The organism is Cellulosimicrobium cellulans (assembly GCF_024124905.1).
GTDB lineage: Bacteria > Actinomycetota > Actinomycetes > Actinomycetales > Cellulomonadaceae > Cellulosimicrobium > Cellulosimicrobium cellulans_G.
Genome location: NZ_JAMXST010000007.1, coordinates 1 through 15,954, shown reverse-complemented (window position 1 = coordinate 15,954; position 15,954 = coordinate 1). Strand labels below are relative to the sequence as shown.

Sequence of the window (15,954 nt, the reverse complement as noted above, 5' to 3'; positions counted from 1 at the left end):
TCGGTGGGACGGGACGAGCGGGAGCCGACGGCGGGATTCCGCGCCCAGTCTACCGGGCGCCCGGGCGACGTCCGGCGGCCGTCCGCACCGTGGCACGACGGCGCTGCCGGGCTCAGGCCCCGGCTGCCCGCGGCGGGTCTGCCGGGACGTCCACGGGGATGTTGCCGTCGAGCACGTGCTTGCGCCACGCTCGCGCGACGTGCGAACGGCGGAAGAGGAGCCCTCCGCCGAGGAACGTCCCGCACCACAGGAGGATCAGCCAGAGGTCGGGCCTGGTGACGTCGTCGGAGAACAGGAGCTGCGCCAGCACCGGCCAGCCGTAGAAGATCGCGAGAGCGGTCCCGAGCCCCGTCATGGTCACGCGCCAGGGGTAGAGCACGCCGTGGATGTCGTCGGCCACCCACCACCAGTAGCGCGCGGGCGGCCGGGCGTCGAACAGCCGGTACAGCAACCAGCGCCCGAGCGGCGGGTGCTCCCGCCGGCGCAGCGCCCAGCCCGCACGCACCAGCCCCCACGCCTCGCGCGCGCCGATGCCGTGCGGCGCCCCGGCGTCGTCGGGTGCGGGCGCGAGGTCGAACAGGACCGCGAGCGCCTCGTCGCCGTGGAGGCGACGCCAGCGCGGCGGGTAGGCGCGGAGCCAGAACCGGGCGGACCGCTCGTACCGGTCCGCGCCGCCCGCGCTCACGCGCCGCTCCCCGCGAGGCCGTCGGCGGCACCCGCCGGGCCGTGGCGTTCCAGGGACCGCCGCGCGCGCTCGGCGAGCTCGGCGAGGCGGAGGGTCTCCGTCCGGGCCGCGCGGCGCCCGTCGTCGGTGGCGCGGTAGTAGCGCCGGAGGCGGCCGTCGACGACCTCTTCGCCGGTCGGCTCGACGAGCCCGGCCGCCACGAGCCGGTCGAGGTTGCCGTAGAGGGTGCCGGCCCCGAGCCGGGTGCGGCCGTCGGACAGCTCGCGCACGGCCTGGATCACCGCGTACCCGTGCCGCGGCTCCGCGCTGAGGGAGAGCAGCACGAGGTACGCCTGCTCGGTCATGCGGAACGCGGGAGGGCTCGGTGCCATGAACGATATATATCGGATGACGACCCATAGAGCCAACCCTCGACGCGTGTCGGAGGGTGCCGCTAGAGTCGAACACGTGTTCGAGACGCACGCTCGGGCACGGTGCGAGGGCGGGGTCCTGCCCCTTCCCCGCCCTCGCACGAACCACGGCTCGACGACGCAGGGAGGTTCGCGTGGCAGCACCGCTCGCACTCGCCCCGGCCATGGAGCGCGGCAGGGCACGACCGTCGCCGCGGACCGTCGCGCGCGTCCTCGCGCGCGACGAGACCTGCGTCTTCCCTGGCTGCCGCGTCCCGGCGTTCCGTTGCGACCTCGACCACGTCGTGGCACCGCGGCCGGGCGCGGACGACGCCGCCGCGGCCGCCGCGCAGGAGGCCGACAACCTCGTCGCGCTCTGCCGGCACCACCGGGTCGTGCGCGCGCGCGACGGCTGGCGGCCCGCCCTGCTCGCCGACGGCTCGGTCCGGTGGACCGCGCCGAGCGGGCACACCTACGTGCGCCCGGGCGCCGCCCGGACCGCCCGACGACTCAGCCGAGCGTCGAGCCCGTGAGCCGCTCGTACGCCTCAAGGTACCGGGCGCGGGTGCGCGTGACGACCTCTGCGGGGATCGAGGGCGGCGGGGTGTCGGACGCGCGGTCCCACCCGGATGCGGGCGACACGAGCCAGTCGCGGACGAACTGCTTGTCGTAGCTCGGCTGCGCGCGCCCCGGCTCCCACTGGTCCGCGGGCCAGAACCGCGACGAGTCGGGCGTGAGCACCTCGTCGCCGAGGACGGTCCGGCCGGTGGTCGGGTCCACGCCGAACTCGAGCTTGGTGTCCGCGAGGATCACGCCGCGCTCGCGCGCGATCTGCTCGGCGCGCGCGTAGACGGCGAGCGTGAGCTCCCGCAGGCGCGTGGCGTCGTCGAGGCCGATCTGCTCCGCGACGACGTCGAAGGAGACGTTCTCGTCGTGCTCGCCCACGGCAGCCTTGGTCGCGGGCGTGAAGATCGGCTCGGGCAGGCGCGAGCCGTCGACCAGCCCGGCGGGCAGCGGCACGCCGCAGACCTCTCCCCCGGCGCGGTACTCGACGAGCCCGGAGCCGGTGAGGTAGCCGCGCGCCACGCACTCGACGGGGAACATGTCGAGGCGGCGACAGATCATCGCGCGGCCGGCGACGACGTCGGGCACGAGGCCGTCGCCCGGCTCCGACGACACCTCGGTCGACACCACGTGGTTCGGCACGAGGTCGGCGAGCTGCTCGAACCACCACAGGCTGAGCTGCGTGAGCACGACGCCCTTGTCGGGGATCCCGGGCGACAGCACGTGGTCGTACGCGCTGACCCGGTCGCTCGCGACGACGAGCACGACGTCGCCGAGCGGGTGCACGCCGCCGACGGCGGGCAGGTCCGGTGCGTAGAGGTCGCGCACCTTGCCGGAGTACACGTGCGTCCAGCCGGGCAGGTCGAGCGCCGCGGTGTCGAGGGCGTCCACCTCGCCGAGCGAGAGGGCCGAGGCAGGATCCTGAGGGGTGTCGGTCACGGCCCCTAGTCTCGCACCGCCCTCCACCGGCGCGGCACCGTGTCCGACGACAGGTCGCCCTCCCCGCCCACCACCGAGAGGCGGCCCGGCCCGGCGTCCCGTCGGGCGCCGGGCCGACCGCACCTGACAGCACGGGACGAGGACCGCCGTCGAACCCGGCGCGACGAACGCCGCCGAAGCCGCTACTGTGCCGTCAGGACGGTCGTGGGAGCGCTCCCTCACCGTCGGGGGCACGCATCGGAGCAGCCCCCTCGGGGGGCGCCCGCACCGCTGTCCCGACCCTGCCGACGACGGCAGGGCGACATCCGCACCGAGGAGGCAACGATGCACCACGGCACGATGCACCATCGCCTGACAGCGCTAGCAACCGGGATCGGCGTGATCGCCGCGAGCGTCGGGCTCGCGACGTCGGCGAGCGCGAGCGCACCCGTCGCCGCACCGCCGACCACCGGGGCCGGGGCCCCCGCGCTGCTCGCCGACCCCGTTCCCGGGCCCGACGACCTGTCCCCCGGCCAGCTCCGCGCGCTGGAGCGCGACCTGGGCCTCGACGCGGCCGGCGTCGCCGACCGGCTCGCGCTCGACGCCGCGACAGGCGCCGTCGAGCAGTCGCTGAGCGGCGGTCTGGGCGCGGCGTACGCCGGCACGTGGGTCGACGCCGACGCCGCGACGCCCGTCGTCGCCGTCACGGACCCCTCCGCCGTCCCGGAGGTCGAGGCGGCCGGCGCCGAGGCCGTCGTCGTCGAGCACAGCCTCGCCGACCTGGACGCGCTCGCCGCAGACCTCGACCACGCGGGGACGCCCGACGCCGTCCAGGCCTGGTACGTGGACGTGACGACGAACGAGGTCGTGGTCGAGTCGCTCGACGCCGGCGCGGCCGAGGCGTTCGTCGCCGCGTCGGGGGTCGACCCGTCGGCCGTACGGACCGAGGTCGTCGACGCACCGTACGAGCTCGCGGCCGACGTGCGCGGCGGCGACCGGTACATCACGCGGGACCCCGGGGCGTCGTCGGGCTCGGCCTGCTCGATCGGCTTCGCCGTCCAGGGCGGCTTCGTCACGGCCGGGCACTGCGGCGCCGCCGGCAAGGAGGTGCTCACGGCGAGCTGGGCGCGCATGGGCACGGTCCAGGCGGCGTCGTTCCCCGGCCACGACTACGCCTGGGTGCGCGTCGACGCCGGGTTCACCCCCGTCCCCCGCGTGAACAACTACGCGGGCGGCACGGTCGACGTCGCCGGGTCCGCCGAGGCGCCCGTGGGCGCGTCCGTCTGCCGGTCCGGCGCGACGACGGGCTGGCGCTGCGGCGTCATCGAGCAGAAGAACATCACCGTGAACTACGGCAACGGCGACATCCCCGGGCTCGTGCGCGGCTCCGCGTGCGCCGAGGGCGGCGACTCCGGCGGCTCCGTGATCTCGGGCAACCAGGCGCAGGGCGTCACGTCGGGCCGTATCAACGACTGCTCGAACGGCGGCAAGTTCATCTACCAGCCCGTGAACCCGATCCTCTCGGCGTACGGGCTGTCCCTCGTCACCACGGGCGGCGGCTCGGGCAGCGCGCTCGTCGGGCTCGCGGGCAAGTGCATCGACGTCCCGAGCTCGGACTTCAGCGACGGCAAGCGGCTCCAGCTCTGGACCTGCAACGGGACGAGCGCGCAGCGCTGGACGTTCGAGCCCGACGGCACGGTCCGCGCGGGTGGCAAGTGCATGGACGTGGCCTGGGCCGCCACGGCCGACGGGACCGCCGTGCAGCTCGCGAACTGCAGCGGCAACCCCGCCCAGCAGTTCGTCCTGAGCGGCGCGGGCGACCTCGTGTCCGTCCTCGCGAACAAGTGCGTGGACGTCCCGAGCAGCAACAGCACCGACGGGACGAAGCTCCAGATCTGGACGTGCAACGGCACCGCGGCCCAGAAGTGGCACCGAGCCTGACAGGACCCACCCCCCCAGGGCGCCGAACACGACATGGGGGTCGTTATCAGCGTGAAAGCGACCGCCATGTCGTGTTCAACGGCGGGAGAGGTCGTGCGCCCGGGCGCCCGGGCGCGTCGGGGTCGGCGGGCGGCCCGACGGCGGGCGTCAGCCCGCGAGGGTGACCTCGCCCGCGGCGGCCTTCGCCGCGATGTCCGTGCGGTGGTGCGAGCCCGGGAGCACGATGCGGTCGACCGCGGCGTACGCCCGACGGCGCGCCTCGGCCAGGTCGGCGCCGCGCGCCACGACCGACAGCACGCGGCCGCCCGCGGCGACCAGGCCGCCGTCGTCCCCGCGCGACGTCCCCGCGTGGAGCACGTGCACGCCCTCGACGGCCTCCGCCGCGTCGATGCCCGTGATCGGGTCGCCTCCGCGCACGGCGCCCGGGTAGCCGTGCGCCGCGACGACGACGGTGACCGACGCGTCGTCGTGCCAGCGCAGCGGGCCGACCTCGGCGAGGCGTCCCTGCGCCGCCGCGAGCATCACGGCGGACAGCGGCGTCGCGAGGCGCGTGAGCACGGACTGCGTCTCCGGGTCTCCGAACCGCGCGTTGAACTCGACGACGCGCGTGCCGCGGCTCGTCAGCGCGAGCCCCACGTACAGGACGCCGACGAACGGGGTGCCGCGGCGCGCCATCTCGTCGATCGTCGGCTGCGCGACGCGCGTGACGACCTCGTCGACGAGGCCCTCCGGCGCCCAGGGGAGCGGGCTGTAGGCGCCCATGCCGCCCGTGTTGGGACCGGCGTCGGCGTCGAACGCGCGCTTGAAGTCCTGGGCCGGCGCGAGCGGGACGACGGTCGCGCCGTCGCTCACGCAGAAGAGCGAGACCTCCGGGCCGTCGAGGTACTCCTCGACGACGACGCGCGGGTCCTCGGGCGTGCCGTCGGCGGCGCGGCGCGGGGTCGCGAAGCACGCCGCGGCGTGCTCGAGCGCGGCCTGCCGGTCCTCCGTGACGACGACGCCCTTGCCCGCGGCGAGGCCGTCGTCCTTGATGACGTAGGGGGCGCCGAACGCGTCGACCGCGGCCGCGACCTGGTCGACGTCGGTGCAGACGTGCGCGAGCGCCGTCGGGACGGACGCCGCCGCCATGACGTCCTTGGCGAACGCCTTGGAGCCCTCGAGCCGCGCCGCCTCGGCGCTGGGCCCGAACACCGGGATCCCCGCCTCGCGCACCGCGTCCCCGACGCCCGCGACGAGCGGCGCCTCCGGGCCGACGACGACGAGGTCGACGCCCAGGCCGGTCGCGAGCGCGGCCACCGCGGCGCCGTCGTTCTGGTCGACCGCGTGCAGCGTCGCGAGGTCCCCGATGCCGGGGTTCCCGGGGGCGGCGTGCAGCTCGTGCGGCTCGGCGCCCGGGCGGTCGGCCTCGTGCGCGAGGGCGTGGACGATGGCGTGCTCGCGGGCACCGGTCCCGACGACGAGGATCTTCACGGGCGCCGAGTCTACCGAGACGGCCCGGACACCCCGCGGGGCGTCCGGGCCGTGGTCGGCGTCCGTCGTCGGCTCGGCGACGAGGCGTCAGTGGATGAGGTCGTGGCGCGGGATGATCGCGTCGCGGCTCGGGCCGACGCCGATCGCGGAGATCCGGGTGCCGGACATCTCCTCGAGCGCGAGCACGTAGCGCTGCGCGTTCGTCGGCAGGTCCTCGAACGTGCGGGCGCCGGAGATGTCCTCCCACCAGCCGTCGAGCTCCTCGTAGATCGGCTTCGCGTGGTGGAACGCGGTCTGGTCGAGCGGCATCTCGTCGTACCGGACGCCGTCCACGTCGTACGCGACGCACACCGGCACCTTCTCGAACCCGGTGAGGATGTCGAGCTTGGTGAGCACCATGTCGGTGATGCCGTTGACGCGGGTCGCGTAGCGCGCGATCACCGAGTCGTACCAGCCGCAGCGGCGCGCGCGGCCCGTCGTCACGCCGTACTCGCCGCCCTGCTTGAGCAGGTACTCGCCGTTCGCGTCGAACAGCTCGGTCGGGAACGGGCCCTCGCCCACGCGGGTCGTGTACGCCTTGATGACGCCGATCACGGAGCTGACGCGCGTCGGCCCGACGCCGGAGCCTGTGAGCGCGCCGCCCGCGGTCGCGTTGGACGACGTGACGAACGGGTACGTCCCGTGGTCGACGTCGAGCATCGTCGCCTGGCCGCCCTCGAAGAGGACGTTCTTGCCCGCGTCGAGCGCCTTGTTCAGCTCGAGCGCCGTGTCCGCCACCATCGGCTTGAGCCGGTCGGCGTACTGCAGCAGCTCGGCCACGGTCTCGTCGACCGTGATGGCGCGGCGGTTGTAGACCTTCACCAGCAGGTGGTTCTTCTGGTCGAGCGAGCCCTCGATCTTCTCCGCGAGGATCTTCTCGTCGAACAGGTCCCAGATGCGGATCCCGACGCGGTTGATCTTGTCCGCGTACGCCGGGCCGATCCCGCGGCCGGTCGTGCCGATGCGGCGCTTGCCGAGGAACCGCTCGCTCACCTTGTCGATCGTGCGGTGGTAGCCCGCGATGACGTGCGCCGAGCCCGAGACGAGCAGGCGCGAGACGTCCACGCCGCGCGAGATCAGGTCGTCGAGCTCCTGGAACAGCACCTCGATGTCCACGACGACGCCGTTCGCGATGACCGGCGTGACGCCCGGGGACAGGATGCCCGACGGCAGCAGGTGGAGCGCGTACTTCTCGTCCCCGATGACGACCGTGTGGCCGGCGTTGTTGCCGCCGTTGAACTTGACCACGTAGTCGACCCGGGAGCCGAGGAGGTCGGTCGCCTTGCCCTTGCCCTCATCGCCCCACTGGGCACCGACGAGCACCACGCCTGGCATGGAATCCCCACTTTCGCACTGCCTGTTCCTCGGGCCGGTCATGGTCGTGGGCGCACCGGCGTCCGGAGCGGAGCGGGCAGGTCGTGCCCGACGGCGCTGGGCCCGCGGGCCCGAGGCGTCACCCGGGCGGCAGTCACCCGGGGACCGGCGCCGAGTTTACCGGCCATTGACCTTTCGGGCGTCCGTCGTCCACGGCGCGTCCGCCGAGCCCGTGATCGCTCCTCATCGTGCGGCCCGCGTGGGGAGCGACCCCGGGTTCGGCACGTTCCGGTGCCGGGCGCATCCCGGGCGGGCAGAATGGCTCCATGAGCGACACGCACGCGAACCTCCTCGACGGCCCCGCGCCGGTCCGCCTCCCCGACGACTTCGCGCACGTCCGCGACGCCATCGCCGCCGACGGCGACCCGTACGAGATCGCGGCCCGCACCCCGGCGAGCTCGCTCGCGTGGGCGTACCTCGCCGAGGACTTCCTCCACGAGAACGGGTCCCGCGGCGCCGTGACGGCCTACGCGTTCGCGCGCACCGGGTACCACCGCGGCCTCGACTCCCTGCGCCGGGCCGGCTGGCGGGGTCAGGGACCGATTCCCGCCGACCACGTCCCGAACCAGGGCTTCCTGCGGGCGCTGCTCGCGCTCGCGGAGTGCGCGGCGTACATCGGCGAGGTCGAGGAGGCCGAGCGCTGCGAGCAGTTCCTGCGCGACTCCGGCACGTCGGCCGATGAGGTCCGCGCGCTGCGCTGACGGCCCGGGTCGCGCGACCGCCGTGCAGGGGCGGTGGGCGCGCGACCCACCCGGGCGACGATTAGAGTCGACGACATGATCGAGATCGCCACCTCCCCCGCGACGACGACTCTCGTCATCGCCGGAGACCTCGATCTCGCCGAGCGCGACCAGTTCCCGGAGATCGCGGCCCGCGTCGTCGGGCTGCGCCGTCAGCTCCTCGTGATCGACATGTGCCGCGTGACGTTCATGGACTCCACCGGCGCCGCGTTCCTCATCTCGCTCGCGGACTCGGGACGCAAGCGCGGCGGCGCCACGGTGCTGCGCGGCTGCGACGACCGCGACCTGTTCGTGCTGGAGGTGTGCGGGGCGCTCGAGCTCTTCCGCATCGACTCCGACCACCGCTGCGAGCCCGCGACGCCGCCGTCCGGCTTCGCGAAGGTCGAGCCCCCGGCCTGACGGTCGGGTCTCGTCGGCGACGACCGGCTACCGCCCGGAGGGCCGCAGCGTCGCCCAGACGAGCTTGCCGGACGCCGTCGGGCGCCAGCCCCAGTCCGCGAGCCGCTCGACGATCTGCATGCCGAACCCGCCCATGCGGTTCGGGTGCCCGTCCGTCGGGACGGGCGGCGCCGGGTTGGAGTCCTCCACCTCGACGCGGATGCCGTCGCCCGTGTCGAAGAGGCGCAGCGCGAGGTGCCCCCAGCCGTGCAGGACGCCGTTCGCCACCAGCTCGGAGACGACGAGCTCCGCGTTCGCGCTGTCGCGCACGCCCCACGCCTGGCACGTGCGCACGACGGCGTGCCGCGCGCGCCCGATCGACGCGGGCTCGCTCGGCAGGAGCCAGCGGCGGCTGCGCGGGCTCAGCACGACGGCCGACGCGTCGTGCACCGGGTCGGGGATGCGCACCACGACGAGCGCGACGTCGTCCTCGGGGGCGTCTGCGAGGCGGGACAGCAGCTCCTCGCCCACGCCCGCGGCGTCGACGGCCGTGACGGCCTCGGACGCCGCGACGAGCGCCTCGAGCCCCACCCGCAGGGCGCGGTCCCGGCGCTCGATGAGCCCGTCGGTGTAGAAGACGAGCGTGTCGCCCGGCGCGAGCGCCGCGACGCCCGTCGACCTGCTGCGGCCGCCGAACCCGACGAGCGCGCCCCCGGCGTCGTCGAGCTGCGTCACCGTGCCGTCGCGCAGCAGGAGCGGGGGCAGGTGCCCGGCGCGCGAGTACTCGATCCGCCACGCGTCGTCGGGCTGCTCGGCGTCGGGCTGCGTGAGCGCCGCGTACACGAGGCTCGCGGAGCGCGGGATGCGCATGCCCTGGACGAGCTGGTCGACGCGCTCGAGCACCGGCCCGGGCGTCGTGAGCTCGTACGCGTACGACCGGACGACCGAGCGGAGCTGGCCCATCGCGGCCGCCGCCTCGACGTCGTGGCCCACGACGTCGCCGATGACGAGCCCGACGACGTCCGGCGCGATCTGCAGGACGTCGTACCAGTCGCCGCCCACCTGGGCGTGCTCGGAGTTGGGCGCGTAGTAGGTCCAGACGTCGAGCCCGGTGACGTCGGCCTGCTCGGGCAGCATCGCCCGCTGCAGCGTCTCGGCGAGGCGGTGCTCGCGCGCGTAGAGCCGTACGTTGTCGATCGCGGTGCCGGCGCGGCGCGCGATGACCTGCAGGAGCGTGCGCACGCCCTCGCGCGCCTCCGTCTCGGTGCCGAGCCCGTGGGGCCCCACGTCGGACGCGTCGCCCGTGACGAGCAGGCCGAGGATGCGGCGTCGACCCGGGACCGCCGTGACCGTCACGGAGCCCGGACGGTGCGGCAGGCCGGCGAGCCGGTGGTGCAGGTCGCGCTGGAGCCAGCCGGAGGCCGACCACTGCGGGTACGTCGAGGAGAGGTCGAGGGTGACGGGGCCCTCGATGCGCCCGTCCAGGACGTCCTGGACGCGGTCGGGCACGTCCACCAGGCGCACGCGCGGCACCGAGCCGGTGACGGCCGCGGAGTCGCCGAGCGCGTCGGTCGTGTGCAGGCCGGGCGCGACCGGGAACGCGCCGGGCGTGTAGCGGCCGTGGCGCTGACCCCGGCCGCTCGGGGGCGCTGCCGTGTCGACGCCCTCCGCGTACCGGAGCCCGTCGTCGTTGAGGTAGAAGCCGGCCCAGTCGACGACGTACCCCGCGAGGAGCTCGGTGATGTCACGCAGCGCGTACGGCTGGTCGAGGTCGGCCAGGAGGTCCGAGCTGCGGGAGACGACGTCGAGCACGGCACGCTCGCGCCGCTCCAGCGCGAGGGACGCGACCTGGGCCGCGTACCGCTCGAGGTGCTCGGAGACGTCGACCTGCACCCCGACCCAGTGGGTGACGGCGCCGTCCGGGCCGGCGAGCGGGGCGAGCGAGAGCTGCGTCCACACCGGGGAGCCGTCGCGGCGCAGCGCGCGGACCGTGTGCGTGATCTCGCGCTCCTCCGCGATGGCCGTGCGCAGCTCCTGCGCGTCCACCGGCTCCGACAGGAGCGACTCGAGGACGTGGGGGCTGCGGCCGACGACCTCGGCCGCGGCGAACCCGGTCTGGCGCTCGAACGCGGCGTTCACCCACACGATCGGCATCTCGTCCGAGCGGGGGCCGGTGACGAACATCGCGACGCCGGCGCCCTCCATGGCGCGCGTGCAGAGCTCCTGGACGTGCGCGGGCAGGTCGGTGCCGAGCCCCGGCGAGCTGCCCATCGTCACCTCCGACGGTCCGTGCGTCGATCGTCTGGATCCGGACGCCACGGTCGCGTTACTGTCCCGACTGGACATTCAACCGTAGATTGGTGCTTCCCGAGACCGGAACGGGTCGGGACCACGCAGAGAGGAGCGCCGGTGCGCGAAGGTACACCCTCGGCCGCCGACCGTCCGGTCGGCGTCGCCGGCGACCCCGCCGGGGCGGGCGACCCGGCGAGCGTGCACGTCATCGTGGGGACGACGCGGGCCCGCATCGTCCTCTCGGGCGAGATCGACGCCGACCTCGGCGCCGACCTCCAGGAGGCGACCGCCGCGGCGGAGGACTCCGGGCTCCCCGTCGAGATCGACGCGCACCACGTCACCTTCATGGACTCGTCCGGCGTGGCGTTCCTCGCGCGTCTCGCGTCGCGCGGCCCGCACCGGGTCCGCGTCCTGCGCGCTCCGCCGACGGTCCGGTTCCTCCTCGAGGTGACCCGCATCGGCGAGCTGCTCGACATCGTCGACGTGGACCCCGGCTTCGACCTCGACGAGCCTCCGGGCAACGGCGCGGGCGCCACGGACTGAGGCCGGCGCCACCCTGCCGCACGGGTCACGACCCGGCGTCACCGGAATCCCACCGGCACGACCCACGACGAAGGCCCCCGGTCCGTACGGACCGGGGGCCTTCGCGCGTCCGGAGCCGGCGCAGCGCCGGCTCTCGGGGCGTCAGCGGATCTTGTTGCCCGCCGAGCGCAGCTGCTGCGACGCCTCGATGATGCGGGCGGCCATGCCGGCCTCGGCCAGCTTGCCCCAGGCGCGCGGGTCGTAGGCCTTCTTGTTGCCGACCTCGCCGTCGACCTTCAGGACGCCGTCGTAGTTCGAGAACATGTGGCCGACGACCGGACGCGTGAACGCGTACTGCGTGTCGGTGTCGATGTTCATCTTGATGACGCCGAAGTCGACCGCGGCCGAGATCTCCTCGGCCGTGGAGCCCGAGCCGCCGTGGAAGACCAGGTCGAACGGGTTCGCCTTGCCGACCTTCGCGCCGACGGCGTCCTGGATCTCCTTGAGGATCTCCGGGCGGAGCTTGACCGCGCCCGGCTTGTACACGCCGTGCACGTTGCCGAACGTGAGGGCCGTCAGGTAGCGGCCCTTCTCGCCCGTGCCGAGCGCCGCGACCGTCGCGAGGCCGTCCTCGACCGTGGTGTAGAGCTTCTCGTTGATCTCGGCCTCGTGGCCGTCCTCCTCGCCGCCGACGACGCCGACCTCGATCTCGAGGATCGTGCGCGCGGCCTGCGAGAGCTCGAGGAGCTCCGCCGCGATCGTGAGGTTCTCGTCCAGCGGGACGTCGGAGCCGTCGTACATGTGCGACTGGAACGTCGGCAGGCCGCCGTTCTTCACCTGCTCGGCCTCGAGGGCCAGGAGCGGGCGGACCCACGAGTCGAGGTTCTTCTTGACGCAGTGGTCGGTGTGGATCGCGATCTGCACCGGGTAGTTCTTCGCGACCTCGCGCGCGTACGCCGCGAGCGCGAGCGAACCGGCGATGCGGTCCTTGACCGTCGAACCCGAGCCGTACTCGGCGCCGCCCACGGAGACCTGGATGATGCCGTCGGACTCGGCCTCGGCAAAGCCCTGGAGCGCGGCGGTGATGGTCTGCGACGAGGTGATGTTGACGGCCGGGTAGGCGAACGAGCCTGCCTTCGCCCGGTCGATCATCTCGGCGTAGACCTCGGGGGTTGCGATGGGCATGCGGAGCTCCTGTGGAGTCGTGCGGGGTGGACTGTCAGGTCAAAGTCTGGCATGGATGACAGCGCAGGGTCAGGGCCGTTCGACCTGTGGTCGCCGCGTGACCACGGCCCGGCCCTCCGTCGCGCCGTCGCCCGGGGCGAGGTGCTGCGCGGCCCACGCGTGCAGGGCGATCGCGCCCGCCGCCCCGGCGTTGAGGGATCGGGTCGAGCCGTGCTGGGTGATGTGCAGGACGGCACGGCACGCGGCGACCGCCTCGGGCGTCAGCCCGGTCGACTCCTGGCCGAGCAGCAGCACGCACGACGCGGGCAGCGCGTACCCCTCGATCGGGACGGAGCCCGGGAGGTTGTCGACGCCGAGGAGCGGCAGCCCCTCCCCCGCGGCCCAGGTCGCGAGGTCGTCGACGGACGCGTGGTGGTGCACGTGGAGGTAGCGGTCGGTGACCATCGCGCCGCGACGGTTCCACCGGCGCCGCCCGACGACGTGCACGCCCGCCACGTTGAACGCGTTCGCCGTGCGCACGACGGAGCCGATGTTGAGGTCGTGCGCCCAGTTCTCGATCGCGACGTGCAGGGAGCGCGCCGGGTCGCGGCGCGCGTCGAGGTCCGCGACGACCGCCTCGACGGTCCAGTAGCGGTAGGCGTCGACGACGTTGCGCCGGTCGCCGTGCGCGAGCAGCTCGGGGTCGTAGCGCGGGTCGACGCGGGTCGCCCCGGGCGGGCCCTCGGGGTCCGGGACGCGCGGCCACGCGTCCGGCCCGCCGGGCCACGGCCCGACCCCCACCTCCCGCTCCTCGGCGCGGTCCTCGGCGCGCTCGCCGTCGTGCCCGACGGCGGGGCGCGCCCCGGGCGGCACCTCGCGCGGGGCGTCGGACGGCGTCACGCGCGGGACCCGAGCCAGTCGCGGTACGTGACCGTCCCGTAGCGGCGCTCGGGCACGAGGTTGCGGCCCGCGCGGAAGAACTCGCCCAGCGGCCCGGGCAGAGGCACCCCGACGACGGGGCGGCGCGAGCCGTGCGCGGCGCGCCACGCGCGCGCCATCTCGCGGGCGTCGAGGACCTCGGGGCCGCCGATCGTCACCGTCGTCGCGTCCGGCCCCGGCCCCGGCACGCCGCCCGCGGGCGGCGTCCCCTCGGCGGCGTCGACGAGCGCCCGCGCGACGTCGGCGAGCGCGATCGGCTGGAACCGCACCCCGCGCGGCACGGGCAGGAGGCCGAGGCGAGCCCACCGGCCGAGCCGCCCGTCGCGCCCGAGGAAGATCTCGAGGAACTCGTGGAACTGGGTCGCGCGCACGACCGTCGTCGGGACGCCGCCGGACGACAGGACCCGCTCCTGCTCGGCCTTCGCGCGGTAGTACCCGTAGTCCCCCTGGTCGACGTTCACGATGGAGAGCACGACGACGCGGCCCGTCCCGGCGCGGCGCGCCGCCTCCGCCAGGCGGCCCGCCCCGACCGTGAACACCTTCATCGCCCCCGGCGACATCCCGTTGCTCGCGTCGACCACGGCGTCGGTCCCAGCGAGCGCCGCGTCGAGCGCCGCGACGACGGCGCCGTCGGACCCGAGGAGGTCGACGCGGTGGTGCGTCGTGCCCGCGACGCGCGCGTCGTCGTCGGGCGCGTGCCGCGAGAGCACGCGCACCTCGTGGCCGCGCGCGGCGGCCTCCTGCACGACGGCGCGGCCTGCCGCGCCGGTCCCGCCCACCACCGCGATGCTCGCCATGCCGGACATTCTGCCCGGCGCCGGCCCAGGACCGGCAGACGGGCCGCGCGGGACCTTCACAGCCGGAGCACACCCGGCGTCGGGGGCGGGTGCCCGGCCCCCACTACGCTGGTGACCCGTGAACACCCTCGCCGAGCTCGCCTCCGCCCTGCCCGGGGCCGCGCACGCCGCGGGCCTCGGCGCCGCCGGACCCGTCGCCGCCCTCGGCCCGGACTGGATGGACCCGATGACGCTCATCGAGCGCTTCGGGGACGCCGCGCTCGTCGGCATCGTGGTCGTGATCTTCATCGAGACGGGCCTGCTGTTCCCGATCCTGCCGGGCGACTCGCTGCTCTTCACCGCGGGCGCGCTCGTCGCGCAGGACTCGCTGCAGATCAGCCTGCCCGTGCTGCTCGCGCTGCTCTTCGCCGCGGCGTTCCTCGGCGACCAGACGGCGTACCTCATCGGACGCACCGTCGGGCCCAAGGTGTTCGACCGCCCGGACTCGCGGTTCTTCAAGCGCAAGTACATCGACCAGACCAACGCCTACTTCGAGAAGTACGGCGGCCGGACGATCGTCATCGCCCGCTTCGTGCCCATCGTGCGCACGTACGCGCCGGTCGCCGCGGGCGTCGGCAAGATGCACTACCGGCACTTCGTGGGGTTCAACGCGCTCGGTGCGCTGCTGTGGGCCGTGGGCCTCACGTGGCTCGGCTACCTGCTGGGGAACATCACGTTCGTCAAGGACAACATCGAGGCGCTCGTCCTGCTCATCGTGTTCCTCTCGGTGGTCCCGATGATCGTGGAGGTCTGGCGCGGGCGCCGCGCCGAGAAGCGCGCCGCGGCGCTCGAGGCGCAGGTCGCGGCCGACGCGGCGGGCACCGACGGCGATCCGGCCGTCACCGAGGGCACGACCGCCGTCGGGCAGGGCGAGAAGGACGGGAAGGACGCCTGAGATGACACGAGAGATCACGAGCTGGCTGACGGACATGGACGGCGTGCTCGTCCACGAGGGGCACGCGATCCCCGGCGCCCCCGAGTTCGTGCGGGCGCTGCGCGACAAGGGCCGCCCGTTCCTCATCCTCACGAACAACTCGATCTTCACGGCGCGCGACCTGCGCGCGCGCCTCGCGACGTCGGGCATCGACGTGCCCGAGGAGTCGATCTGGACGTCGGCGCTGGCCACCGCCCAGTTCCTCAGCGACCAGATCCCGAGCGGCAGCGCGTACGCGGTCGGCGAGGCGGGGCTGACGACGGCGCTCTACGAGGCGGGCTACACGCTCACCGAGTCCGACCCGGACTACGTGGTGCTGGGCGAGACCCGCACGTACTCGTTCGAGGCGATCACCAAGGCGATCCGCCTCATCCTCGGCGGCTCGCGCTTCATCTGCACCAACCCGGACACGACCGGCCCGTCCCAGGAGGGCCCGCTGCCCGCGACGGGCGCGGTGGCGGCCATGATCACGGCCGCGACGGGCCGCAAACCATACTTCGTCGGCAAGCCGAACCCGATGATGTTCCGCTCGGCGCTCAACCGCATCGACGCGCACTCCGAGAAGACGGCGATGATCGGCGATCGGATGGACACGGACGTCGTCGCGGGCATCGAGGCCGGGCTGTACACGTACCTCGTCATGACGGGCTCCACGAAGATGTCCGACGTCGACCGGTTCCCGTTCCGCCCGAGCAAGGTCGTCGACTCCGTCGCGGACCTCGTCGACCTGGTCTGACGCCCCCGCTCCCCCCGCACGCACGACGGCGCC

Annotated in this window: 16 protein-coding genes; 7 read left to right on the top strand and 9 right to left on the bottom strand. The window is 74.3% G+C overall.

The features are described from left to right. Positions 1 to 112 precede the first annotated feature (112 nt). Both NHH00_RS19275 and NHH00_RS19270 read right to left on the bottom strand, forming a co-directional pair. Positions 113 to 685, bottom strand: a complete 573-nt coding sequence (locus tag NHH00_RS19275; RefSeq protein ID WP_253055152.1) for a hypothetical protein — start codon at positions 683 to 685, stop codon at positions 113 to 115. Continuing rightward, the gene (locus NHH00_RS19270; protein WP_253055151.1) at positions 682 to 1,056 is read right to left on the bottom strand and encodes a PadR family transcriptional regulator; all 375 of its coding nucleotides are present in this window, start codon (positions 1,054 to 1,056) and stop codon (positions 682 to 684) included. The genes NHH00_RS19275 and NHH00_RS19270 overlap by 4 nt, the downstream gene beginning before the upstream one ends. Positions 1,057 to 1,229: 173 nt before the next feature. Between NHH00_RS19270 and NHH00_RS19265 the strand changes: the two genes are divergently transcribed. Continuing rightward, positions 1,230 to 1,607 carry an HNH endonuclease signature motif containing protein gene (locus NHH00_RS19265; RefSeq protein ID WP_253055150.1) on the top strand — a complete coding sequence of 126 codons (378 nt, stop codon included), beginning with the start codon at positions 1,230 to 1,232 and terminating at the stop codon, positions 1,605 to 1,607. On the opposite strand, the gene NHH00_RS19260 is transcribed toward NHH00_RS19265, so the two are convergent. Beyond that, on the bottom strand, positions 1,585 to 2,529 hold the full coding sequence (locus NHH00_RS19260) for a phosphoribosylaminoimidazolesuccinocarboxamide synthase (protein ID WP_253055320.1): 945 nt from the start codon (positions 2,527 to 2,529) through the stop codon (positions 1,585 to 1,587). The genes NHH00_RS19265 and NHH00_RS19260 overlap by 23 nt on opposite strands. Positions 2,530 to 2,901: 372 nt before the next feature. Here NHH00_RS19260 and NHH00_RS19255 point away from each other — a divergent pair, with 372 nt between their 5' ends. Next, positions 2,902 to 4,497, top strand: coding sequence for a ricin-type beta-trefoil lectin domain protein (locus tag NHH00_RS19255; protein ID WP_253055149.1), 1,596 nt, complete (start codon positions 2,902 to 2,904; stop codon positions 4,495 to 4,497). A gap of 147 nt (positions 4,498 to 4,644) precedes the next feature. Here NHH00_RS19255 and purD read toward each other — a convergent pair whose 3' ends face one another. Both purD and NHH00_RS19245 read right to left on the bottom strand, forming a co-directional pair. Continuing rightward, on the bottom strand, positions 4,645 to 5,967 hold the full coding sequence (gene purD, locus NHH00_RS19250; RefSeq protein ID WP_253055148.1) for a phosphoribosylamine--glycine ligase: 1,323 nt from the start codon (positions 5,965 to 5,967) through the stop codon (positions 4,645 to 4,647). Positions 5,968 to 6,054: 87 nt separating this feature from the next. Next, positions 6,055 to 7,341 (bottom strand): adenylosuccinate synthase, encoded by a 1,287-nt coding sequence (locus NHH00_RS19245; protein WP_253055147.1) that lies wholly within the window; start codon positions 7,339 to 7,341, stop codon positions 6,055 to 6,057. A 305-nt stretch (positions 7,342 to 7,646) separates the two neighbouring features. Between NHH00_RS19245 and NHH00_RS19240 the strand changes: the two genes are divergently transcribed. Continuing rightward, the gene (locus NHH00_RS19240; protein WP_087470930.1) at positions 7,647 to 8,081 is read left to right on the top strand and encodes a DUF3151 domain-containing protein; all 435 of its coding nucleotides are present in this window, start codon (positions 7,647 to 7,649) and stop codon (positions 8,079 to 8,081) included. 75 nt (positions 8,082 to 8,156) lie between these two features. Further along, on the top strand, positions 8,157 to 8,519 hold the full coding sequence (locus NHH00_RS19235; protein ID WP_047233594.1) for an STAS domain-containing protein: 363 nt from the start codon (positions 8,157 to 8,159) through the stop codon (positions 8,517 to 8,519). Positions 8,520 to 8,546: 27 nt separating this feature from the next. Here NHH00_RS19235 and NHH00_RS19230 read toward each other — a convergent pair whose 3' ends face one another. Next, positions 8,547 to 10,769 carry a SpoIIE family protein phosphatase gene (locus NHH00_RS19230; protein WP_253055146.1) on the bottom strand — a complete coding sequence of 741 codons (2,223 nt, stop codon included), beginning with the start codon at positions 10,767 to 10,769 and terminating at the stop codon, positions 8,547 to 8,549. Positions 10,770 to 10,907: 138 nt separating this feature from the next. Between NHH00_RS19230 and NHH00_RS19225 the strand changes: the two genes are divergently transcribed. Beyond that, positions 10,908 to 11,333 (top strand): STAS domain-containing protein, encoded by a 426-nt coding sequence (locus NHH00_RS19225; RefSeq protein WP_374615326.1) that lies wholly within the window; start codon positions 10,908 to 10,910, stop codon positions 11,331 to 11,333. A 141-nt stretch (positions 11,334 to 11,474) separates the two neighbouring features. Here NHH00_RS19225 and fbaA read toward each other — a convergent pair whose 3' ends face one another. From fbaA to NHH00_RS19210, 3 genes are all read right to left on the bottom strand, one after another. After that, entirely contained in the window at positions 11,475 to 12,497 is a 1,023-nt protein-coding gene (fbaA, locus tag NHH00_RS19220; protein WP_253055145.1) for a class II fructose-bisphosphate aldolase, read from the bottom strand. A 69-nt stretch (positions 12,498 to 12,566) separates the two neighbouring features. Further along, complete coding sequence (locus NHH00_RS19215) at positions 12,567 to 13,349, bottom strand: TrmH family RNA methyltransferase (protein WP_374615371.1); 783 nt, start codon at positions 13,347 to 13,349, stop codon at positions 12,567 to 12,569. A gap of 23 nt (positions 13,350 to 13,372) precedes the next feature. After that, positions 13,373 to 14,212 carry an SDR family oxidoreductase gene (locus NHH00_RS19210; RefSeq protein ID WP_253055144.1) on the bottom strand — a complete coding sequence of 280 codons (840 nt, stop codon included), beginning with the start codon at positions 14,210 to 14,212 and terminating at the stop codon, positions 13,373 to 13,375. 118 nt (positions 14,213 to 14,330) lie between these two features. Here NHH00_RS19210 and NHH00_RS19205 point away from each other — a divergent pair, with 118 nt between their 5' ends. Then, positions 14,331 to 15,146, top strand: a complete 816-nt coding sequence (locus NHH00_RS19205; protein ID WP_374615324.1) for a VTT domain-containing protein — start codon at positions 14,331 to 14,333, stop codon at positions 15,144 to 15,146. A 1-nt stretch (position 15,147) separates the two neighbouring features. Further along, on the top strand, positions 15,148 to 15,921 hold the full coding sequence (locus tag NHH00_RS19200; protein ID WP_047233591.1) for an HAD-IIA family hydrolase: 774 nt from the start codon (positions 15,148 to 15,150) through the stop codon (positions 15,919 to 15,921). The last annotated feature ends 33 nt before the right edge of the window (positions 15,922 to 15,954 follow it).